Raw genomic sequence first — 21,472 nt, 5'->3', positions numbered from 1 at the left:
TACTCATCCCATGGTCGGAATGACGAACTCGGCCCCTTCCTTGATACCGGAAGGCCAGCGCGCGGTCACCGTCTTGGTGCGCGTATAGAAGCGGAATGCATCCGGACCATGCTGGTTCAGGTCGCCGAAGCCGGATTTCTTCCAGCCGCCGAAGGTATGATAAGCCAGCGGCACCGGGATCGGCACATTGACACCGACCATGCCGATATTGATGCGGCTGACGAAATCGCGCGCGGTGTCGCCGTCGCGGGTGTAGATCGCGGTGCCGTTGCCGTATTCGTGTTCCATCGGGTAACGCAGCGCCTCGGCATAGGTCGGCGCGCGGACCACGGAAAGCACCGGCCCGAAGATCTCCTGGGTGTAGATGTCCATGTCACGGGTGACATTGTCGAACAGGCAGCCGCCGACGAAATAGCCGTTCTCGTAGCCCTGCATCGAGAAATTGCGGCCGTCGACCACCAGCTTGGCCCCCTGCTCCACGCCGGAATTGACCAGACCGAGCACCCGGTCGCGCGCCTCGCGCGTCACCAGCGGGCCGAAATCGACGTCATTATCGGTGTAGGGTCCGATCTTCAGGGCCTCGACCCGCGGCGCCAGCTTCTCGATCAGCAGATCGGCGGTCCTTTCGCCAACCGGAACGGCGACCGAGATCGCCATGCAGCGTTCGCCGGCAGCGCCGTAACCGGCGCCGATCAGCGCGTCGACGGCCTGGTCCATGTCGGCGTCGGGCATGATGATCATGTGGTTCTTGGCGCCGCCGAAGCACTGCACCCGCTTGCCGTTGGCGCAGCCGCGGGCATAGATGTACTGAGCGATCGGGGTCGATCCGACAAAACCGATGGCCATGATTTCCGGATGATCGAGAATCGCGTCGACCGCATCCTTGTCGCCGTTGACCACATTGAGAATGCCGTCCGGAGCGCCGGCCTCGCTCATCAGTTCGGCCAGCATCAGCGGCACCGACGGATCGCGTTCGGAGGGCTTGAGGATGAAGGCGTTGCCGGCGGCGATTGCCGGGCAGAATTTCCACATCGGGATCATCGCCGGAAAGTTGAAGGGCGTGATGCCCGCGACGACGCCGAGTGGCTGGCGCAGCGAATACATGTCGATGCCCGGACCCGCGCCCTCGGTGAACTCGCCCTTGAGCAGATGTGGCGCGCCGAAGCAGAACTCGGCCACTTCCAGCCCGCGGATCACGTCGCCCTTGGCGTCGGGAATGGTCTTGCCGTGTTCGCGCGACAGCGCCTCGGCCAGCTTGTCCATGTCACGGTGCAAGAGCTCGACGAACTTCATCAGCACCCGGGCGCGCTTCTGCGGATTGGTGGCAGCCCAGCCGACCTGAGCCCTGGCGGCAATCGCCACGGCTTCCGCCAATTCCTCGTTGGAGGCCAGCGGTACCTTCGCCTGCACTTCCCCGGTTGCCGGGTTCATCACGTCGGCGAACCGGCCGGATTTGCCCTTCACATGCTGGCCGCCGATATAATGGGTGAGTTCTTGCATGGTCCTGCCTCCGGAATGATTACGTTGAATGCATCTTGCGCTCACCGAACTTGAAGTTCAATCAGCCGAATTGCTCAACCGATGTGCAAAAACCGTAGCCCTACAAACCCGCAGATGCGTCAGGAGGCCGACAGACCGCCGTCGACCTGCAGGGTTTGGCCGGTAACAAAGCTCGACGCCGGATCAGCGAGATAGATCATGCCGGCAATCACCTCCTCGACCTCGGCCAGCCGCCGCATCGGGATTGCCTGAACCATCGCGGCTTCCGCCGCTGCGCGATCCTTGCCGGCCTTGTCGAGAAAATCGGTCGCCATGGGTGTCCGAGCAAACGACGGACACAGCGCGTTGACCCGAACACCGCGACGCGCATATTCGATCGCCGCCGATTTTGTCAGTCCCACCACCCCGTGCTTTGCCGCGGCATAGATCGCGAGCATTGGTGCTGCGACCACGCCGGCAACCGAGGCGACATTGACGATGGCGCCGGTTTCGCCGGTTTCGCGAAAACGCTGCTCAAGCGCCGGCAGTTGCGCCCGCATGGCGTAGAACACGCCCATCAGGTCGATATCGATCACCTTGCGAGCGTCTGCAATCGGTGTCCTCGGCAAAGGCATCATGTCATGCACGATGCCAGCATTGTTGATGGCTATGTCGAGCCTGCCGAATTCCGACAGCGCGGTTTCCACCAACCGTTCGGACAGCTCCGGATCGGAAATATCCCCGCTGACTGCGACCGCCTGGCCGCCGAGCTCTTTGGCCAGAGCATCAAGCCGCTCCGACGCCAGATCGCTGATCACCAGCTTGGCACCGGCTTGAGCGAAGTGCCGTATTGCCGCCTGACCAAACCCGCCGGTGGCGCCGGTGACGATGACCGCGCGTCCTTGAAAATCCGCCATTGTTCAAGCCTTTCCGGACATGATGTCGTTTGCCATGGCCGCAAGTTGCGGCACGGCCTTACCAATTTCACGGGCCCGTTCGGGATTGGAGGCATTGCCGTCGAGCGCGCGCTTGTAGACGCCCTGCAGGATCGCGGCGAGCCGGAAGAACGAGAACGACAGACAGAAGGTCCAGTTGTCGACCGCGATGCCACTGCGCTCGGAATAGAGCGCCACATACTCGGCTTCAGTCGGGATCCCGAGCTCTGCCCGGTCAAGACCGCCCAGGCCCCGGAAACCGCTCTTGTGCGGCAGACGCCACTGCATGCACTGGTAGGACAGATCGGCCAGCGGGTGGCCCAGCGTCGATAGCTCCCAGTCGATCAGCGCCCGGACTTCCTCGCCATGCGGAGCAAAGATCATGTTGTCGAGACGGTAGTCGCCATGCACCACCGACACCCTGCCGTCATCATCGGGCAGGTTCTCCCACAGCCAATCCATCAACCGGTCCACATCCGGCAGCTCTTCGGTCTTGCTGGCGATGTACTGCTCGCTCCAGCGCCGGATCTGCCGGGCGAAATAATTGCCGGGGCGTCCGAAGTCCGCCAGTCCGGCAGCCTCGACATCGACTGAATGAAGCCGGGCCAGCACGTCGTTCATGCCGTCATAGATCGCGGCGCGCTCCTGCTTGCTGACCTCTGGCAGGGCCGGATCCCAGAAGATACGGCCTTCGACCAGTTCCATGACGAAATACATCCGCCCGATGGCGCTGTCCTCACCCGACAGGCCATAGACCTTCGGCACCGGCACGTTGTTTTCGGCCAGCGCCTTCATCACCCGGTACTCGCGGTCCACCTGGTGGGCCGATTTAAGCAAGGTTCCCGGCGGCTTGGCCCTGAGCACATAGCGCCCGCTGTCGGCTTCCACCCGGTAGGTCGGATTGGACTGGCCGGTGTTGAATTTCTCGATCGCATGCAGACCGGAAAAACCCGGCACGAGTTCGTGCAGCTCGTCCGCCAGGGCTTCCATGTCAAAGGGTTCTGCGTCCATGTCAGGCATCCTTGAACAGGCGAATATCGTGTTGCACGGAAAGGCCGCCGTCGATCGGCAGGATCGCGCCGGTGATGTAGGACCCTGCCCGGCTGCAAAGATAGAGCGCAGCGCCGGCCACATCGTCGGGCCCGCCGATCCGGCCAAGCGGAACGCCTGCGCTGACGCGCTCGACCTGTTCGTCCCTGGCTGTAGCGAAGGCCGTCATCCGGCTTTGAAACGGTCCGGGCGCAAACGCATTGACGGTGATGCGCCGGCCGGCAAGCTCTTCGGCAAGAATGCGGGTCAGGTGATGCACCGCAGCCTTTGAGGCCGAATAAGAGTAGGCCCCGTCGGCGGCGGGCTGCGTGCCCATGACCGATCCCAGATTGATCACCCGTGCCGGATCCGCGTCGCTTGCCGCCCCGACGAGCAGCGGCGTCAGGTCCCGGGTCAGCGTGAACAGCCCGGCCACATTCACCGACATCACCTTGGCCCAGGCCGCATGGGGAAACTCCTCATAAGGAGCACCCCAGGACACGCCGGCATTGTTGACCAGGATGTTGAGGCGATCGGTCCGCGCCTTGACGGCCTCGACCAGATCCGCCACGCCTTCGGAGGTGCCGACGTCCCCGGCAAATCCCTCGGCCGAACCCGGCGCGCCAAGCGCATTGATTTCCTCGGCTACCCGGACACAATCCTCGCCCTTGCGCGAAGCGATCATCACGCGGGCACCGGCCTGGACCAGCCCGGTCGCGATCATCCGGCCAATCCCGGTGGCGCCTCCGGTCACCAGTGCCGTCTTGCCGCTCACACCGAAAAGACTGCCCAGATAGCTGTCGCTGGCTTCACTCATCGTTTCTCTCTCCCCGCGCGATCGAATGCGTACACGCCTTCGCATCGCCTCCTGACAATAGCGCTGTCTCGTCGATTGACAACATACTCGATAGTATGTTCAAGTCATCGCAGACTGCAAGACGGTTTGAAAATATTCTTCGCATCGACCGGCGCGAATGCCGCGAGACAGGAAACAGGCAGGCAATCAATGGCGACCGCGGCGCGATCGACCAAATACCGGCGTCAGAGCGACACCGATCTATCCCGCATGGAAATCATGGAGGGGGCCGCCTTGTGTTTTGAGTCGCGCGGATATTCTGCCACCAGCCTCGACGAGGTCGCGGCGCGGATTTCCTCGACCAAGGGCCGGATCTACCACCACTATGCCTCGAAGGCGGAACTGTTTCTCGATGTTTACCGCACCGGCATGATGATGAACTTCCAGGCGATTGAGCCGATCCTCGAGCGCGACATGCCGGCCATCGACCGCCTCAAGGCCATGCTCAAGGCGCATGTCATGTGCGTAATCCGTACCAAGGCCTTTCAGAACGTCGTTGGCCAGGGCGTGGACATGCTCAGGCATGGCACCATGCCGGCCAACGAACATGCCGAACTTCGTCAGCTGGCCGGCCTGCGCGACGCCTATTCCGATCACTTCCTGAAGGTGCTCGAAGACGCGATGGCCGACGGCGACATCGCCTACGCAAACATCAAGATCGCACTCAACTCGGTCTTCATGTGCATCAACGGACCCATCGTCTGGTTCACGCCGCGAAAGGGCCAGGACGAAAGAGAGATCGAAGCCGTGGCGGACGAGTGCGTGCTCTACGCCATCCGGCTTCTTGGCTACACGGGCGATATGCCCTGAACGAACATCTGGAGGAGAATATCCATGACCGAAGCAAAGCCGATGGATCTTGGCATCACCAAGCATCTCGAACCCATTCTCGAAGCCGTGCGCGACATGGTCCGCAACGAGATCATGCCGCTTGACGAGGAATTCCTCGCCGAAGTCGGCGCCAAGGGCGACCGCTGGAGCTACACCCCGCGCCAGACCGAGATTCTCGAAGGATTGAAGGCCAAGGCCAAGGAACGCGGCCTGTGGAACCTTTGGCGCACCCAGTCCGACCGGGGGCTGACGACCGTCGAATATGCTTATCTCGCCGAGGAAATGGGCAAGGCGCATCTCGGCGCCGAGACCTTCAACTGCTCGGCGCCCGACACCGGCAACATGGAGGTGTTCGACCGCTATTCCACCGCCGAGCACAAGAAGCAATGGCTCGAACCGCTGCTCAACGGCGAAATCCGCTCCGCCTACCTGATGACCGAGCCGAACGTTGCCTCCTCCGACGCCACCAATGTCTCGATGGCCTGCGTCCGTGACGGCGACGAATACGTGCTCAACGGCGAGAAATGGTGGGCCTCGGGCGTCGGCGATCCGCGCTGCAAGATCTACATCGTCATGGTCCGCACCGGCGACGACGACACCCCCAAGCATGCCCGTCACTCGATGATCCTCGTACCCGCCGATACCGCCGGCATCGAGAAGCTGCGGCCGATGCAGGTCTATGGCCAGGATGACGCGCCGCATGGCCACTTCCATCTCAAGTTCACCGATGTCCGGGTCCCGGCGAGCAATCTGCTGGTTGGCGAGGGCAAGGGCTTCGAGATCGCCCAGGGCCGCCTTGGACCCGGCCGCATCCATCATTGCATGCGGGCGATCGGCCAGGCCGAAATGGCGCTGGAGTTGATGTGCAAGCGCTCGCTCGAACGCGAGGCCTTCGGCAAGAAGCTGGCCCAGCTCGGCGCCAACTACGACATCATTGCCGAATGCCGCATGGAGATCGAACAGGCCCGGCTCCTGTGCCTGAAGGCAGCATGGATGATGGACCAGGGCAACGCCGTTGCCGCCGCGCCGTGGATCAGCCAGATCAAGGTGGTGGCGCCGCGGGTGGCGCTCAAGGTCACTGACGAGGCGGTGCAGATGTTCGGCGCCCAGGGCATTTCCCAGGACACGCCGCTGGCCCGCAGCTGGACCCACCTGCGCACGCTGAGGCTCGCCGATGGTCCCGACGCCGTGCACCGCCGCCAGGTGGCGCGCACCGAACTCAAGCGCTACACACAGGAAAAGGTGTGATCCGTCATGAAGGCAATTGTCTGTCCCGAATATGGCCCGCTTTCCAATCTGGAATTCAGGGATCTCCCTGATCCCACGCCGGGCGCTGACGAAGTTGTGATCAAGGCCGAAGCCATCGGGGTGAATTATCCCGATGGTCTGCTGGTCCAGGGACTCTACCAGATGAAGCCCGAGACGCCGTTTGTCCCGGGCATGGAGGCCGGAGGCATCGTCGAAGCGGCCGGCGCGAATGTCACCCACGTCAAGCCCGGTGACCGGGTCGTGGTGATGCTGAGCAATGGCAGCTATGCCGAAAAGGTGCTGGCGCCGGCAAACAGGGCCTTCCCGATACCCCAGACCATGAGCTTCGCCGATGCCTGCGCACTGATGTGCGCCTGGGGAACCTCGCATCATGCGCTGAAACAGCGGGCCAACCTGCAGCCGGGTGAAACCTTGCTGGTGCTTGGCGCCGCCGGATCAACCGGTCTGGCCGCCATCTCCATCGGCAAGGCCATGGGCGCCCGGGTCATCGCCGTCGCGTCGAGCGAGGCAAAGCAGCAGGCGTGTCTCGATGCCGGTGCCGATGTAGCCCTGCCCTATGACGGCTTGCGCGATGCGCTCAAGCGAGAGGCGCCGCGAGGCGTCGACGTCGCCTTCGATCCGGTTGGCGGCGCCGCCTTCGATGTCGCGGCCCGGGCCATGGCCCGCAATGGCCGCCTGCTGGTTATCGGCTTCGCTTCCGGCGAAATCCCCAAGCTTCCGGTCAACCTGGTGCTGCTCAAGGAATATTCGCTGGTCGGGGTGTTCTGGGGCGCATTCGTCGCCAAGGAGCCGGAAGTTTACGCCATCAACAACCGCGAACTCTTCCAGTGGCATTCCGAAGGCCGCATCAAGCCTCATATCGACGAGACCCGACCGCTGGCGGAAGCAGCAACGGCGCTGCAGCGGATTCTCGATCGCGGCGCCGTCGGCAAGACCATCCTGGTGCCGTAAGGCCCCTGTCGCAAGGATACGACCATGTCACTGCCCACCAGCATGAACGCCCTGATCCTCAGGGGCCACGGTTTCGCCCCGACCCGGACCGGCGCGGTCATCGAGACGCTTGATCCCTATCTCGAATACGGTTCCCTGCCCGTCCCGAAACCGGGTCCGGGCCAGGTGCTGATCCGGGTGCGCATGGCTTCGATCAACCCCTCCGATCTCTATTTCATCAAGGGCGAATACGGCCAGCCGTGCATCAAGGGCGCGGCTGCCGGCTTCGAGGGTGTCGGCGACGTGGTCGACGGCAAGGGGTTCTATGCGAGCTATCTCAAGGGCAAGCGGGTCGCCTTTGTCGGCGGCGTCAACGGGTCAGGCGCCTGGGCCGAGTACATCGTCGTCGAGGCGGCCATGTGCGTCGTGGTCAAGTCCGCCATGCGCGACGAGGATGCAGCAGGCCACGTGGTCAACCCGGTTACGGCCTGGACCATGTTCGACATTGTCAAGCAGTCGGGCTCCAGGAGCTTCGTCTTCACGGCCGCCTTCTCCCAGCTCGGCAAGCTGATGGCGGGACTGGCTCGAGACAACGGCATTGTGATGATCGCCGTCATCCGCAAGGAGAGCCAGGCTAACCATCTTAGAGAGCTCGGTGCGAAACATGTTCTGGTCGAGTCGGACCCGGAGTTTGCAGCCAGGTTTTCAGCCCTGTGCAAATCCGAAAAGCCGAAAATCCTGCTTGACGCGGTCGCCGGTCAAGTGGCCGCCGATCTCTTCGCCGCCATGCCGGCCCGCGCCCGCTGGATCATCTACGGCAAGCTCGACACCGAAGCGCCGGTGCTCAAGGAAGCCGGTCAGTTCATCATCATGGGCAAGAGGATCGAGGGCTACTGGCTGATGAACTGGTTCCGGCAGGCTTCCGTTCTGACAAAAATCCGGACGTTGCGCGCCGTCCAGAACCGCTTCATCTCGGGCGCCTGGAATACCGAAGTGGTAGCGACGGTCAGGCTCGCCGATGCAATGCGCGACCTGCCCGACGCGCTGAAGCTCGGCGACGGCAAGGTAATGATCGTGCCGTGACGCGCCAGCACATGATTCGAAACATTAGATTATACGCCTACTCCGATGTTTTGATTCACTATTTCCGAACTCTTCATAAACCGGATGAACTTCCGGCCTTTGCCGTACCGAAGTGAAACTTTCCATTCCCGTTCCCCGTCCTATCTTCAACACCATGGAGGTACGATCATGACAAGAAACGTTCAGCTCATTGCATTCCTGACGGCATCGCTCGCAGCCCTGTGTCTGGCGCTGACGCCCGCCCGCGCCAATGACGCGGCAACGGCGCGCTTGGTCATCGAGAGCCAGATCAACGCCTTTCTTTCCGACGACATGGCAACCGCCTATTCCTTCGCGGCCCCCTCGATCAAGCGGATCTATCCGGATGAAAGCCGCTTCTTCGACATGGTCAAGCGTGGCTACCAGCCGGTCTACCGTCCCGGCAACTTCGCCTTCGGACGATCCAAGGCATCGGCCGACGGCTCTGGTATCGTACAGGAAGTCATCATCCAGGCCCCTGACGGCGAGGACTGGACTGCGCTCTATTCGCTCGAACGCCAGCCGGACGGCAGCTTCAAGATCAATGGTGTCCAGATGATAAAGGCCGCCGCACCGCAAACCTGAGAGTCGTCCCCCGGACTGTCTACAAGTCTGGTGCTACGCATTCACCGAGAAGTTACTCTTGGTCTCCATCTCCGTCCCGGAACCATGCCACCGTGATCGCGTTGACCGTAAACGGACCGGCATTGCCTCGCCGTGCCGTTTCAACCTATCTTTGATGGGTCCGCGGCGTGTGAGGCAACCGTCCTTCCCGCCACCAGCACACAGATGGAGAATTGCAGTGAGCGTCGCCTTCACCAAGGAAGAAAGTTCCGAAACCGCGGCCGAAACGCAACTGCCCGACCGGCCGATTTCTCCGCATCCAAACCTGGTGACGCTCAACGGGCTGAAACAGTTGCAGGCGAACCTCGATGCGGCCCGCGCGGCATTCGAGGCGGCGAATGCGATCGAGGATGTCAATGAAAAGCGGCGCCAGCAAGCCGTCCCGCTGCGCGACGCACGCTACTTCGCCGAGCGGGTGCATAGCGCCGAGATGATACCCGATCCGGTCTTGAATGACGTGGTCGCCTTCGGCTCCACCGTGACCTATGCCCGCGACGGCCGCCCGCCGCAAACATACCGCATCGTTGGCGAGGACGAAGCCAATCCGAAAACCGGCACGATCTCCTTTGCCTCCCCCGTCGCCCGCGCGCTGATGGGAAAGGCGGCGGGCGATGTGGTGGAGGTCGGTGATCAGGAGCTTGAGATCATTTCGATCTCGTAGGCTGGCATGGCCAACAGAGATCCAGCCAGTAGCAGGCCTCGCACCGTTGTCGGGCCTATGGGCCGGCGAAATAATACAGAATGGCGGCGAGCAGCAGCAGGATGATCGACCCGACACCCGCAAACAGCGGGATCATCCCGGCCATTTCATCGAAATGCCGTCGTCCGGAGACCGTCTCCAGCCCCCACCAGCCAAACGCCATCCCCGCAACGGCCACCAGCGCCAGCACGACGGCAAACAGCTTCATGACTGATCCCCCCTACGCTGCCGCCGGCCCCGGGAAACGCAAGTCCGGCTATCTCCGCCAGTGGCACCGCGTTGTGTAGATCTTGCCCCTGGAATTGCGGTATTGGCATTTGCCATCGGCGGTTTCGAACAGATAGGTGCCAAAGCCGCCAATCAGTGCGCCTGCGACAGCGCCACCTGCGCTGTTTGTCGCAATGGCGCCGACTGCTGCACCTATTCCGGCCCCGCTGACTGTTTTCTCGGTTGTCGTGCAGGCTGCCAGCGTTCCGGCTGCCAGGACAATGATTGCCACTTTCAAACCATTCATCGGCCAATCCTCGATCTGTTGACGTCAGGGAAACTGATGCTTCCCTGGGTTGATCGTGCGCCCAATGAAAACGCCCGTCAAGCACAAGCGGGACCACTGGTCGCAACAGATTGCCACATTCAGCAGGCGCAAATTGTAACCGTCTTGTCCAAAATCACGCATCCAACCCTTCTGGCCCGACAAACGATTTTCCAATGCCGTGGAATCCGCTATGAGGGATCGCGGTCAGTGCTGCCGCGTCCCATCAAACGATGTCCAAGGAAATGTCGATCATGAAATTCCGGCTTGCAATCCTGGCAGTTTTTACCGGTGCCCTTTCGGCCTGTACCACTGCAACAATGGCAACCAACCCGCTGCAGGCGCGCTGGAACGGCAAGTCGGCCGGCACCTTTTTCGCAGCCTACGGACCTCCGATTTCCGACAGTGGCGGCACGCAGTACACCTGGCGCGGCGGCTATTCCGGCGGCAAGCGTTGCGTGGTGGAACTGACGGTCAACAAGGACTACACGATCAAATCGATCCGCACCATCACCGATCATGCCGACCCGAAGGGTGGCCCGTCGCACTGCGAAAAGGTGCTCGACGCCAGCTGATACTGAAACCCTAGGCCAACGGCGCGATATCGCCGCGGGCCCAACGCTCTTGCGTCTGTGCCGAGAACGCCTCGAACCGCTGCGCCTCGATCGACGCGCGGATGCCGGCCATCAGGTCCTGGTAGTAGCTCAGATTGTTCCAGGTGATCAGCATCATGCCGAGGATCTCGTTGGAGCGGACCAGGTGGTGCAGGTAGGCGCGGGAATAGTCGCGCGCCGCCGGGCATGGGCTTTCCTCATCGAGCGGCCGGTGATCCTCGGCGTGGCGGGCGTTCTTCAGGTTGATCTTGCCGCGGCGGGTGAAGGCGAGGCCATGGCGGCCTGCCCGGGTCGGCATCACGCAGTCGAACATGTCGATGCCGCGGCCGACGGACTTGAGGATATCGTCGGGCGTGCCCACACCCATAAGGTAGCGCGGTTTTTGCGCAGGCAGCAGCGGACAGGTGACGTCGAGCATGTCGAGCATCACCGCCTGCGGCTCGCCGACAGCCAGACCGCCCACCGCATAGCCCTTCAGATCGAGACCCGCCAAGCCCTGCGCCGAGCGCTCCCTTAGCAGAGGAGCGTCTCCGCCCTGGACGATGCCGAACATCGCCTTGCCGGGCTGGTCGCCGAAGGCCACGCGGCATCGCTCGGCCCAGCGCAGCGACATTTCCATGGCGCGCTCGATCTCGGTCTCGCTGGCCGGCAGCCGCACGCATTCGTCAAGCTGCATCTGGATGTCGGAACCGAGCAGGCCCTGGATCTCGATCGAGCGCTCCGGGCTCATCTCGTGGCGCGAGCCGTCGATATGCGACTGGAAGGTGACGCCCTGCTCGTCGATCTTCCTGAGCGCCGACAGCGACATCACCTGGAAACCGCCGGAATCGGTCAGGATCGGGCGCTCCCAGCGAGCGAATGTGTGCAAGCCGCCAAGCCGCGCCATGCGCTCGGCGCCGGGCCTGAGCATAAGGTGATAGGTGTTGCCCAAGATGATGTCGGCGCCGAGATCGCGCACCTGGTCCATGTACATCGCCTTGACCGTGCCGCCGGTTCCGACCGGCATGAAGGCCGGCGTACGGATCGTCCCGCGCGGCATCGATATCTCGCCGCGCCGCGCCTTGCCATCGGTGGCGAGAAGCTTGAACTGGAAGGTCTCGGATTTCGCCGGGGTTTCAGGGGTCACGGGTTGCTCCGGAAAAGCAGGCTGGCGTCGCCATAGGAATAAAAACGGTAGCCGGTCTCGATCGCGTGGCGGTAGGCCGAGCGCATCGTCTCAAGGCCGGAGAAGGCCGAGACCAGCATGAATAGTGTCGAGCGCGGCAGGTGGAAATTGGTCATCAGGATGTCGACGGCGCAAAACCGGTAGCCCGGCGTGATGAAGATGTCGGTCGGGCCCGACCAGGGCTGGATCGTGCCGTCTTCGCCGGTGGCGCTTTCAAGCAGCCTCAGCGAGGTGGTGCCGACCGAGACGATCCGGCCGCCGCGGGCGTGAACCGCGTTCAGCGCCGCAGCGGTCTCCGCGCTGACATGGCCGATTTCCGAATGCATCCTGTGCTCGGTGGTGTCGTCCGCCTTGACCGGCAAAAAAGTGCCCGCGCCGACATGCAGCGTGACGAAATGGCGGGAGATCCCGCGCGCATCGAGCCTGGCGAACAGCGCGTCGGTGAAATGCAGGCCTGCCGTGGGCGCGGCAACGGCACCGTCCTCGCGGGCATAGATCGTCTGGTAGTCCTTGCGGTCCTGATCGTCCTCGCCGCGCTTCGACGCGATATAGGGTGGCAGCGGGATGTGGCCTGTGGCCATGATTGCTTCGTCGAGCGCCGGGCCGCTGAGGTCGAAGATCAGTTCAAGCTCGCCGCCCTCGCCCCGCTCACCCGCGGTGGCGTCGAGCACACCGGCCAGGCAGGCAGCGCCGTCGCCACCGAATGAGAGCCGGTCCCCCTGCTTGATGCGCTTACCCGGACGGACAAAGGCCTTCCAGCGGTCGGGACCCGAGCGCATATGCAGGGTGGCGGAGATGCGCTGCCGGTTTTCGCCGCGGATGCGGAACCCTTCGAGCTGGGCGGGAATGACGCGTGTGTCGTTGAACACCAGCGCGTCGCCGGGTTCGAGCAGCTCGGCCAGATCGCCGACCGACAGATCCGCAAGGCTTCCGTCAGTGCCAACCCGCAAAAGCCGGGCGCTGTCGCGCGGGTTCGCCGGTCTGAGCGCGATGCGCTCTTCGGGAAGGTCGAAATCAAAAAGGTCTACCCGCACCTGCCGTGCCCCAATTGAAAACGCGCGGGACCGGAAGCCCGAAAGCTCTCTATCCCGCGCGTGAAAACGGCTTAAGCCTTGGCGTCAGCCGCAACCTTCATCGAAACGATCTTGTCGGGATCGACCACCGGCTCGCCGCGCTTGATCTTGTCGACATTCTCCATGCCCGACATCACCTGGCCCCAGACCGTGTACTGACGGTTGAGGAAGCCCGCATCGTCAAAGCAGATGAAGAACTGCGAGTTGGCCGAATTCGGATCCTGCGCACGCGCCATCGAGCAGGTGCCGCGACCGTGATTCATGTTGGAAAACTCGGCCTTAAGGTCCGGCTTGTCCGAACCACCCATGCCGGCGCGGCGCGGATCGAACGACTTACCATCCGACTTGCCGAACTTGACGTCGCCAGTCTGCGCCATGAAGCCCTCGATCACGCGGTGAAACACCACGCCGTCATAGGCGCCTTCGCGCGCCAGCTCCTTGATCCGGGCGACATGGCCGGGAGCCAGGTCGGGAAGCAGTTCGATGATCACCTGGCCTTGGGTGGTTTCCATGATCAGCGTGTTTTCGGGATCCTTGATCTCCGCCATGGGGTCTCTCCTGTGTTGATTGGGTATTGTCTCTCGTCAGCCGCCGGAGCGGACCTGGATCATGCGGTCGGGATCGCTGACCGCGCCGGAGCCCGGTGCACCGCGCTTGATCTGGTCGACGAGTTCCATGCCTTTGACCACCTTGCCGACGACCGTGTACTGGCCATTGAGATGCGGCGCCGGGGCGAACATGATGAAAAACTGCGAATTGGCCGAGTTCGGGCTCTGCGAGCGGGCCATGCCCACCGTGCCGCGCTCGAACGGAACGTCGGAGAACTCGGCCTTCAGGTCAGGCTGCGATGAACCGCCCATGCCGGCCCGGTTCGGCACAAAGCCGTTTTCCATGTCGCCGAACTCGACATCGCCGGTCTGGGCCATGAACCCCTCGATCACCCGGTGAAAGGCGACATTGTCGTATTCGCCTGCATCGGCGAGCGCTTTGAGCCGCGCGGCGTGCTGTGGCGCCACATCGTCGGCGAGTTCGATGACCACATCGCCGGTTTTCAGCTTGATGGTCAGCTTGTCGGCGGCGGAAGCGATGGATGTCGAGACAAGGCCCAGGGCCAGGGTCGCGGCGAGGAACAGACGTGAAGAACGCATGATGGCTCCAGAAAAAAGGCGACCGGACGGCTCGAACCTCCGGCGGCACTCGTTTGACACACCGCCGCGGGCTTGGCAACGCCACGGCGGAAGCTGTTAGGCGCCCGACATGCGCGCAGCGAGGGCTTTTTGCACGATAGCCGGAACAAACGGCGTGACATCGCCGCCCATCTTGGCGATCTGCCTGACAAGCGTGGCGGTGATGTGGCGGGATTCGGGATAGGCCGGCGCAAAAACCGTTGTAATGCCCGGTGCCATGGCGCGGTTCATGCCGGCCATCTGCATTTCATAGTCGAGATCGGTACCATCACGCAGCCCGCGAACCAGCAGCGTGGCGCCGGCCGCCTTCGCGGCGTCGACCACCAGACCCTGGAACGAAACGACACTCACGTCGCCGGAGCGGCCGGGAAATTCGGCCTTGAGCACATCCGCGATCATCGCCGACCGTTCCTCGAAGCTGAACATCGGCGTCTTGCTCACCTGCACACCGATGCCGACGACCAGCTGGTCGCACAGCGCCAGCGACTGCTCGAGCACATCAATATGACCATTGGTCATTGGATCGAACGATCCGGGATAAAACGCAATCCGCATGGCAAAAATCCTCTTTGCGAGGCCTTTTGTCATGACGCACGAAACGCATCAAGCGATGATTGAAAACTTCGAGCCACGGAGGCCGAAAACGGATGGCGGCCGATCCGCGGCCTCAGAAGTCCGCGGACGACAATCGGACCAGCGAATTGCGTTTCTTCTGGTAAGCACGCACTGCAACGGCCTCGATCTGCGGGCGCAAGCGGTCAAAGGCTTCGAGATAGGCCGTATCCGGCGAGCGGGTCAGCCCGGCGATCCGTTCAAGCGCCGGCGCTTCCAGTATGAAGCGGACTTCCATCACCCCGTCATAACCGGAAAACCGGATAATTCCGGCATCCTCGTCAAAACTGCGCATCTGGTTGGGAAAACCTATCATCTTCCTGATACCAGCCAGACGATCCGGCGCGGTCTCACTTCTTGGTTTTTTTCTGAAACGGATTTGTTTCAAGCTGCTTGACCGCAGCGCCAAGCACCGGCGCGGCCTTGGCCGCGGCCTTGTCCTTCTTCGGCTTGCGGACTTCCTTGCTTGATCTCATCTGACCCTTGGCCATGGTTTTCCAGTTCAGGCGTTTTGTCTGGTTGACCGGGATTGGCCGCATCCAGAGATTTTACGCGATAAGGGGGTAGTCTCGTCAGGGCCGGCGTGGCGCCGGCCGCGGCAAATTCGGGCTATGCGCTGGTGACCGAGACGATGAGCTCGAGGTTGCTGCCCTGCTCCACCCGTTCGTGCCCCTGCTCGTCATTGCGGATCCGGTACTGCGCCTTGCCCTGGTTGTCAGGCAGCCGCATCAGCACGGTGAATTCCATCGGGGTGCGCGGCGACAGTCCGACGCGGGACTGGAGCGCAACATGTTGTCCCTTGGTGAAGATGTTCTTGGCCATTCATACTATCCAATACTGTCTGCGCCCGGTGCGGCAATGCTGCGCACGGAGCGGCAATTTTTCAATTCGATAACGAGATGCAAGCGATGAGGCGCTGAGCCCGCGTTGAACGTTCCCACGCAACGCTTGAATTATCACGCCCTATCCATACGCCTCTATTGCGGTTTATCAAAGGCGAAACTGCGCGCACTCACCAGACGCCGCCTGGACCGGACCGGCGATTGTGCACCTGCGAAAAAGAACAGCGCCAATTGCGCCTGCCCGTGCCATACTGCACGGCGTTCATTCGCGAACGCGCCACCGTGCCAGATTCTCCGGCCGGGTCATTGGAACCAGACGACGTCCCGGGCGTTGCTCGCGTTCATCACGAAAGGTGCCGGCATGCTGATCAGGTTCGGGTTTGAAATCATCGTTGACTGCCCTGCACCGGTACCGATGCTGCTGGCTCTTTCCACCCATACGGAATTTGCGGGACGGCTGATCGGCGAGGACCATGTCAGGTCGACCAGTCTGACGCCGATCAGATCCTACGTCGACAATTACGGCAACCGCATCTCCCGTGCGGTGGCCGATTACGGCAGAACCACCTTCTGGTCCGACTGCGCGGCCGAGGTCAGCGGCGCCCCGGACAACCAGCCGACCCACGCGATCCAGCACCGGATCGAGGATCTGCCCGACCAGACGCTCAACTTCCTCACCGCAAGCCGCTATTGCGATTCCGACAGCCTGAGCAATTTCGCCTGGGCCAAGTTCGGCGCCACCCAGGAAGGCTGGCCCCGGGTGCAGGCGATCTGCACCTTCGTCCACAATCATGTAACCTTCGGCTACAAGTTCGGCCGTCCTGACAAGACCGCGCGGGATGTGCTGGAAGAAAAATCCGGCGTCTGCCGCGATTTCGCCCATCTCGGCGTCAGCCTCTGCCGCGCCATGAACATCCCGGCACGCTATGCCAGCGGCTATCTCGGCGACATCGGCGTGCCTGACACGGGATTTGATGATTTCTGTGCCTGGTTCGAGGTCTTTCTCGGCGGCGAATGGCACACGGTCGACGCCCGCTACAATGTCCCACGCATTGGCCGCATCCTGATGGTGCGCGGCAACGATGCATCGGACGTGGCGATGATCACCTCCTTCGGCGCCTATCAGCTTGCCTCATTCCGGGTCTGGACCACGCAGATCGAAGACGGCACCAGCGATCAGCAGGTACATGCGATGCTGCAGACCCTGCCGCCGCCGCGCGACAAGGGGCCGGATTTCGGCCTGGCCATGCCCGGCGCGGTTCACCTGTTCTGATCAAGCAAACTGGATCGAATTGTCTCATCGGACATTAACGATGAATCCATTCAGGTTAGGTTCATTCAGGATTTGTCATTGTGTCTGCATCAACAATTGGTGCGACGAAAGGACAACCGTGATGACCATAGCTCTCGCCTTGCTTGCCCTGATGATCGTTGCACTCTTCAGCGGCCTCGTACTCGGTGCCCTGCGCCGTGAAATGCCCGACAAATCCGCAGACCCGGTCTGGACCCACAGCCGCTAGACCTGCCAGTAAGATATCGCTCTCGCCGGTATCCAGGCCCGGTCCGCGGATCAATCCGCAAACCGGGCCATTTTGTTGCAAGCCGGAACCTGTCAGGTCCTGGTGCTTGCGACCACCCGTATCCGGTGACCGTCCGGATCCGAGGCCACGAATGTGTGGCCGAACGGCATCTCGACCGGCTCGGTCAGGATCGGCAGACCCCTTGCGTTCCAGGCAGAGTAAATCTGTTCCAGCGCCGGTACATCGGCAACATCGAACGAAATCTCGCTGGCGCCAGGCTTGCCGCCACCTCCGGGCGCAACATCGGCAGCCAGCCAGAGCCCAAGCGTAACCGCGTCGCTGAGCGGCAGCATGGCAAAGCCGGGGCGCGACTGGAGGACCGGTTTGCCCAGGATATCGGAATAAAAACCGGCGCTCGCCACCGGATCGGCGACATGCAGCAGCACGAAATCGAAATTCAGCATCTTCTTTCTCCGTCAATTCAAGAAAACATGACCTTCTGGTCATGACGGAGAATACAATTTTATACTGCCATTTTCTGTCAGCATAAAACAGGAATTCAATCGGCCCGCGGCCTGAGATGAATGTTTTCCCTGTCCTGCCATTGCTTCATCAGCGCCGCCCGCCGCTGCGGGTAGGCGGCCGATTCCATTGTCAGGCTGACAATCCTGTCGGCCCTGAAATGCCGGAAATCATTGCGCAATTCGCACCAGGCCACGATCACCCGGGTGCGGTCGAAGAACGCCAGCGCGATCGGCCAGATGGTGCGTTGGGACGCGGCGCCCGCGGCGTCGGCATAGGCGATGGTGAGTTTGCGCTGGCGGCGGATGGCGTCGCGGATCAGCGGCAACTCGCTTTCGCCGGCGGCAAGCCGGTCGCCCGGAACCACCAGCAGCGTGGACTCGTCAAGCCCGGCTCGCAAATCCGGCGGCAGCACCGCCGCGATCTTGGTCAGAGCATTGCGCGCCGCCTGGCCGAGCGGTTGGTCGGCCCGTTCGGCCACCCAGCGCGAGCCCAGAACCAGCGCCTCGATCTCGTCCTCGGAAAACATCAAGGGGGGCAGCATGAAGCCGGGCTTGAGTACGAAACCCACGCCCGCCTCCCCGTCAATCGCCGCCCCTTGCGCCTTCAGCGCCTCGATATCGCGATAGATGGTCCTAAGCGACACGCCGAGTTCCTCGGCAAGCGTCGCCCCGCTGACCGGCCGGGTGTAACGCCGGAAGGCCTGCAGGAGCTCAAGAAGACGGCCGGCACGGGACAAACGAGGGCTCCGGGGATGGTGGCGACGGCGGAATATAGCATGAATGGTGACAGATTGTGGCAGGAGTGGATAACGGCTGTTGGGTAGCGTTCGGCCCAAGGCAGACATCAAAGCCCTGTCGGTGACACAAAGATCAGTAAGCGCGAGTTTCCCCACGCCTTTGAACGTCGCCCTCAACCTTGGTTGCGCTATCGTACCTTTGTCCGCGCCTTTCCAGCAATGTTGTCATCTCATCCGCTGGAATTGCTTTCGAATAGAGATATCCTTGTCCAAGGATGCAGCCCCGCTCAAGCAGCAGCTCCGCTTGAGCTACTGTTTCAACACCCTCAGCAATCACACGCATGCCCATACCCTTGGCGATGTGAATAATACCTTCAACAATGCAAGTTCCCGCGTCCTCGGGGCCCAAATGATCGACAAAGCTCTTGTCGATCTTGATGATATCAACAGGAACTGTAATCAGATGGGTCAGGGATGCGAAACCGGTGCCAAAGTCGTCGAGTGCAACTTTGAAACCTGCCGCCCGGAATGAACCGATCTTGTTCGCAACGTTCTGATCTCGTTCGCAAATATAAACCGATTCAGTTACTTCCAGGATCACATGGTGAAGTGGGACATTTTCGGCTGCGAATGTTTTTTCCAGACTCTCCAAGAGATCATTGCCGCTGAAATCGGCAGCAGACAGATTGATGCCGACGTGCTGGAAGGGAATGCCCCGTCGTAGCCAATTGCCAACATCGCGGCTGATGCATCTGCTCATATGCTGCGTCAGGTTTACCGCAACCTGGGCATCTCTTGTTGCTTCGTGGAATTGAGCTGCGGGAACCATCGTGCCGTCGCTCAATCGCATACGTGCCAGAGCTTCCACGCCAACCACTTCGCCCGTATCAATGCGGACAATCGGCTGGTACCAGGCTTCGATCCGATTGTCGTTCAACGCTTCGGCGACATTCCGGATAGCCTCTGCACGCTTCAGGATCACAGATGCAATCGCTTCATCATAGATGGCAAAGGTCCCCCGGCTTTCCTCCTTGGCATGGTAGAGAGCGATATCCGCATGATGGCGGGTCTCAGCAACAGAAAAGCGTTCGCTGGATTGAGCGACGCCGATGGTGACAGTCGGAAGGATAGTATGACCGCTGCACTTGACTGGCTGGCTGACCGTAGCAACGATCCGGCCGACGATCTCTTCAAGAGGCTTTCGGCATGATTCATCGAGGATCACGGCAAACTCGTCACCTCCCAGACGATAGGCCGGCAAGGGGTGAGCCGCGCTTGCCAGCCTTGAGGCAACTGCTGATATCAGGTCGTCTCCAGCCGCATGTCCGAATGTGTCATTTACGGTTTTGAGATGATCGACATCGAGAAGGAGCAGTGACCATTCATCGGTCGATCCCTTTTTCTGCAGGGCCTCGTTAAATTTGGCGCGGTTTGGCAGGCCGGTCATCACATCGGTAAACGCCAGACGTCGGTGTTCCTGCAGGCGCTCGTGGGACTCCAGTGCAATCATGCACAGAGGCAAGCAACCGATAACGATGCTTTCCTCTAGGGGCGTCGGCGCCCGTGTCTCTTCGAAGTAAAGCGCAAATGTGCCAAGGACAGTTCCATTGCTGCCAAAGATCGGGCTGGAAAAGCAGGCTCGCAGTCCAAAAGACAAGGCAAGTGACTTGTAGGGTTCCCAGAGCGGATCGTGTTCGATGTCAATGACGGTGACACTCTTCTGCAGGAATGCAGCGGTTCCGCAGGAGCCTACCGAGGGTCCGATAGAAATATTGTCAAGCGCGCCCGTGTATTGAGCGGGAAGGCTTGGCGCGGCGCAGGGATGCAACAGATTCTTGTCATCGAGGGTCAGGATCGAGGCATGTGCGCCGGGCAACAGCAGTTCCACCTCAGAACAGAGCCGCGTCAACATCACGCCAAGCTCCTGGCCTTGTGCAACCATCTTCAGAATACTGTTTTGCAGTTTGAGCAGCATGTAACCCTCCACAGCGCAAACCATGCTTAACTGCTTTAGGTTGCAAACTGTTTAAAAAGTGCCCCGATTATTGAGCGGCGCTGTTAGACGAACGCAAACCAGTTTCGATTTCGTTGAGCTTTGTGAGGCACGGCAAAGTCTGAATTTTGGCCGGTGCACCAGGATGAGGTTCAGTCGTCGCTGTCTGCTACTCACCCAAACGTCCAGTTGAGACCCAGGTGCTTTCGGCCCAAGGCTGACATTAGGAACGTGCGGACAATGCGTCCCTCAACTCCTTCGCCAACGTATCGATGGCTCCTGGAACGCCCACGTCAATGCACCGAATCTGCATCTTCCGCGCCGCATCGAGGAGGTCGTCGTTGTCTCGGAGGGACCGCTTGATGAATTTGCCGATCAGAGCTGAGGTTGCCTCATCCGCATCTTCCAGGCGCGACCCTTCAATCAAACGTTTCCGAAGTAGCGCATCACTGCAATGCAGAAGCAACGGAAGGACGACACCCGTTTCAATTCGGGCCATGTATTCTGGTCGCAATGCAGCTCCCTCCAGAACAAAGGGTTTGGCGGCCTGTCGGTGCACGTCGATTATGTGCTCAATCCGGGGCCATAGGTTCTCGTGATGGACCTTCAGGAACCAGTGAATGGTTTCATCGGATAGGTTGGAATAATACTCGGCAACTTCTGCACGCACGGTTGGCCAAGGTCTGCCGGGATGGCGCGCCAGATCGTCGGTGGAAATCAGGTCTCTGCCGAGTGCAAGTGCAACCATTTTAGCGAAGGTTGATTTTCCCACATGGGAGGTCCCACCGATCAGGATACCTAATGGCTCATTCATCCGATAAATGCCCCCGGGGTTGATGGTATCCGTTCCTACGTGCCTACCACTAACGTCAGACGCCAGGCAAATAGCGCTCTGTTGCCGCCAGTATTTCAGCTGCAG

At 61.3% G+C, this 21,472-nt stretch carries 27 protein-coding genes; 9 read left to right on the top strand and 18 right to left on the bottom strand.

Going from position 1 to position 21,472, the window contains the following annotated elements:
* Nucleotides 1–3: 3 nt before the first annotated feature.
* The 4 genes from O4H62_RS00590 to O4H62_RS00575 form a co-directional block, all read right to left on the bottom strand.
* A complete protein-coding gene (locus O4H62_RS00590) occupies nucleotides 4–1,500 on the bottom strand; it encodes a CoA-acylating methylmalonate-semialdehyde dehydrogenase (RefSeq protein WP_269385132.1) in 1,497 nt (498 codons plus the stop codon).
* A 119-nt stretch (nucleotides 1,501–1,619) separates the two neighbouring features.
* Nucleotides 1,620–2,396 (bottom strand): SDR family NAD(P)-dependent oxidoreductase, encoded by a 777-nt coding sequence (locus O4H62_RS00585; RefSeq protein WP_269385130.1) that lies wholly within the window; start codon nucleotides 2,394–2,396, stop codon nucleotides 1,620–1,622.
* Nucleotides 2,397–2,399: 3 nt separating this feature from the next.
* Entirely contained in the window at nucleotides 2,400–3,425 is a 1,026-nt protein-coding gene (locus tag O4H62_RS00580; RefSeq protein ID WP_269385128.1) for a phosphotransferase, read from the bottom strand.
* A 1-nt stretch (nucleotide 3,426) separates the two neighbouring features.
* Entirely contained in the window at nucleotides 3,427–4,260 is an 834-nt protein-coding gene (locus O4H62_RS00575; protein WP_269385126.1) for an SDR family oxidoreductase, read from the bottom strand.
* Between the two features lie 189 nt (nucleotides 4,261–4,449).
* On the opposite strand from O4H62_RS00575, the gene O4H62_RS00570 reads away from it, so the two are divergent.
* The 6 genes from O4H62_RS00570 to greA all read left to right on the top strand — a co-directional run bounded on the left by O4H62_RS00570 (nucleotide 4,450) and on the right by greA (nucleotide 9,715).
* Nucleotides 4,450–5,109, top strand: coding sequence for a TetR/AcrR family transcriptional regulator (locus O4H62_RS00570; RefSeq protein ID WP_269385123.1), 660 nt, complete (start codon nucleotides 4,450–4,452; stop codon nucleotides 5,107–5,109).
* Between the two features lie 24 nt (nucleotides 5,110–5,133).
* A complete protein-coding gene (locus O4H62_RS00565; RefSeq protein ID WP_269385121.1) occupies nucleotides 5,134–6,378 on the top strand; it encodes an acyl-CoA dehydrogenase family protein in 1,245 nt (414 codons plus the stop codon).
* A 6-nt stretch (nucleotides 6,379–6,384) separates the two neighbouring features.
* On the top strand, nucleotides 6,385–7,350 hold the full coding sequence (locus tag O4H62_RS00560) for an NADPH:quinone oxidoreductase family protein (protein ID WP_269385119.1): 966 nt from the start codon (nucleotides 6,385–6,387) through the stop codon (nucleotides 7,348–7,350).
* A 24-nt stretch (nucleotides 7,351–7,374) separates the two neighbouring features.
* Nucleotides 7,375–8,412, top strand: a complete 1,038-nt coding sequence (locus O4H62_RS00555) for an alcohol dehydrogenase catalytic domain-containing protein (RefSeq protein WP_269385117.1) — start codon at nucleotides 7,375–7,377, stop codon at nucleotides 8,410–8,412.
* A gap of 168 nt (nucleotides 8,413–8,580) precedes the next feature.
* Nucleotides 8,581–9,015, top strand: a complete 435-nt coding sequence (locus O4H62_RS00550) for a DUF4864 domain-containing protein (RefSeq protein WP_269385115.1) — start codon at nucleotides 8,581–8,583, stop codon at nucleotides 9,013–9,015.
* A 217-nt stretch (nucleotides 9,016–9,232) separates the two neighbouring features.
* Nucleotides 9,233–9,715, top strand: coding sequence for a transcription elongation factor GreA (greA, locus tag O4H62_RS00545; RefSeq protein ID WP_269385113.1), 483 nt, complete (start codon nucleotides 9,233–9,235; stop codon nucleotides 9,713–9,715).
* Between the two features lie 55 nt (nucleotides 9,716–9,770).
* Here the strand turns inward: greA and O4H62_RS00540 are convergent, their stop codons facing one another.
* On the bottom strand, nucleotides 9,771–9,962 hold the full coding sequence (locus O4H62_RS00540; protein ID WP_269385111.1) for a hypothetical protein: 192 nt from the start codon (nucleotides 9,960–9,962) through the stop codon (nucleotides 9,771–9,773).
* Between the two features lie 48 nt (nucleotides 9,963–10,010).
* Nucleotides 10,011–10,268 carry a hypothetical protein gene (locus O4H62_RS00535; RefSeq protein ID WP_269385109.1) on the bottom strand — a complete coding sequence of 86 codons (258 nt, stop codon included), beginning with the start codon at nucleotides 10,266–10,268 and terminating at the stop codon, nucleotides 10,011–10,013.
* A gap of 272 nt (nucleotides 10,269–10,540) precedes the next feature.
* Between O4H62_RS00535 and O4H62_RS00530 the strand changes: the two genes are divergently transcribed.
* Nucleotides 10,541–10,861: a hypothetical protein gene (locus tag O4H62_RS00530; protein WP_269385107.1), complete on the top strand. Its 321-nt coding sequence runs from the start codon at nucleotides 10,541–10,543 to the stop codon at nucleotides 10,859–10,861.
* Between the two features lie 10 nt (nucleotides 10,862–10,871).
* On the opposite strand, the gene tgt is transcribed toward O4H62_RS00530, so the two are convergent.
* The 8 genes from tgt to O4H62_RS00490 form a co-directional block, all read right to left on the bottom strand.
* Nucleotides 10,872–12,026: a tRNA guanosine(34) transglycosylase Tgt gene (tgt, locus tag O4H62_RS00525; RefSeq protein WP_269385106.1), complete on the bottom strand. Its 1,155-nt coding sequence runs from the start codon at nucleotides 12,024–12,026 to the stop codon at nucleotides 10,872–10,874.
* Nucleotides 12,023–13,099 (bottom strand): tRNA preQ1(34) S-adenosylmethionine ribosyltransferase-isomerase QueA, encoded by a 1,077-nt coding sequence (queA, locus tag O4H62_RS00520; protein ID WP_269385104.1) that lies wholly within the window; start codon nucleotides 13,097–13,099, stop codon nucleotides 12,023–12,025. Before queA ends, tgt begins: the two co-directional genes overlap by 4 nt.
* 71 nt (nucleotides 13,100–13,170) lie before the next feature.
* Nucleotides 13,171–13,686, bottom strand: coding sequence for a peptidylprolyl isomerase (locus O4H62_RS00515; RefSeq protein ID WP_269385103.1), 516 nt, complete (start codon nucleotides 13,684–13,686; stop codon nucleotides 13,171–13,173).
* A gap of 36 nt (nucleotides 13,687–13,722) precedes the next feature.
* Entirely contained in the window at nucleotides 13,723–14,286 is a 564-nt protein-coding gene (locus tag O4H62_RS00510; RefSeq protein ID WP_269385102.1) for a peptidylprolyl isomerase, read from the bottom strand.
* 96 nt (nucleotides 14,287–14,382) lie between these two features.
* Nucleotides 14,383–14,880 carry a pantetheine-phosphate adenylyltransferase gene (gene coaD, locus O4H62_RS00505; protein ID WP_269385100.1) on the bottom strand — a complete coding sequence of 166 codons (498 nt, stop codon included), beginning with the start codon at nucleotides 14,878–14,880 and terminating at the stop codon, nucleotides 14,383–14,385.
* 112 nt (nucleotides 14,881–14,992) lie between these two features.
* Nucleotides 14,993–15,253: a DUF1488 domain-containing protein gene (locus tag O4H62_RS00500; protein ID WP_269385098.1), complete on the bottom strand. Its 261-nt coding sequence runs from the start codon at nucleotides 15,251–15,253 to the stop codon at nucleotides 14,993–14,995.
* A gap of 34 nt (nucleotides 15,254–15,287) precedes the next feature.
* A complete protein-coding gene (locus O4H62_RS00495) occupies nucleotides 15,288–15,413 on the bottom strand; it encodes a hypothetical protein (protein WP_269386347.1) in 126 nt (41 codons plus the stop codon).
* A 133-nt stretch (nucleotides 15,414–15,546) separates the two neighbouring features.
* A complete protein-coding gene (locus O4H62_RS00490) occupies nucleotides 15,547–15,759 on the bottom strand; it encodes a hypothetical protein (RefSeq protein WP_269385097.1) in 213 nt (70 codons plus the stop codon).
* 381 nt (nucleotides 15,760–16,140) lie between these two features.
* Here O4H62_RS00490 and O4H62_RS00485 point away from each other — a divergent pair, with 381 nt between their 5' ends.
* The gene (locus O4H62_RS00485; RefSeq protein WP_269385095.1) at nucleotides 16,141–17,052 is read left to right on the top strand and encodes a transglutaminase-like domain-containing protein; all 912 of its coding nucleotides are present in this window, start codon (nucleotides 16,141–16,143) and stop codon (nucleotides 17,050–17,052) included.
* 121 nt (nucleotides 17,053–17,173) lie between these two features.
* Nucleotides 17,174–17,299, top strand: coding sequence for a hypothetical protein (locus tag O4H62_RS00480; RefSeq protein ID WP_269385094.1), 126 nt, complete (start codon nucleotides 17,174–17,176; stop codon nucleotides 17,297–17,299).
* A 92-nt stretch (nucleotides 17,300–17,391) separates the two neighbouring features.
* Here the strand turns inward: O4H62_RS00480 and O4H62_RS00475 are convergent, their stop codons facing one another.
* From O4H62_RS00475 to O4H62_RS00460, 4 genes are all read right to left on the bottom strand, one after another.
* Nucleotides 17,392–17,763: a VOC family protein gene (locus tag O4H62_RS00475; protein WP_269385092.1), complete on the bottom strand. Its 372-nt coding sequence runs from the start codon at nucleotides 17,761–17,763 to the stop codon at nucleotides 17,392–17,394.
* A gap of 95 nt (nucleotides 17,764–17,858) precedes the next feature.
* Nucleotides 17,859–18,560: a helix-turn-helix transcriptional regulator gene (locus O4H62_RS00470; RefSeq protein ID WP_269385090.1), complete on the bottom strand. Its 702-nt coding sequence runs from the start codon at nucleotides 18,558–18,560 to the stop codon at nucleotides 17,859–17,861.
* A gap of 133 nt (nucleotides 18,561–18,693) precedes the next feature.
* Complete coding sequence (locus tag O4H62_RS00465) at nucleotides 18,694–20,535, bottom strand: bifunctional diguanylate cyclase/phosphodiesterase (RefSeq protein WP_269385088.1); 1,842 nt, start codon at nucleotides 20,533–20,535, stop codon at nucleotides 18,694–18,696.
* A gap of 241 nt (nucleotides 20,536–20,776) precedes the next feature.
* Entirely contained in the window at nucleotides 20,777–21,367 is a 591-nt protein-coding gene (locus O4H62_RS00460) for a hypothetical protein (protein WP_269385087.1), read from the bottom strand.
* Between the last annotated feature and the right edge of the window lie 105 nt (nucleotides 21,368–21,472).

The sequence above is a fragment of the Parahoeflea alexandrii genome (assembly GCF_027214025.1).
Taxonomy (GTDB): domain Bacteria; phylum Pseudomonadota; class Alphaproteobacteria; order Rhizobiales; family Rhizobiaceae; genus Hoeflea; species Hoeflea alexandrii_A.
The sequence above is the reverse complement of the archived record's forward strand: the minus strand, read 5'-3'. Positions and strand labels throughout refer to the sequence as shown.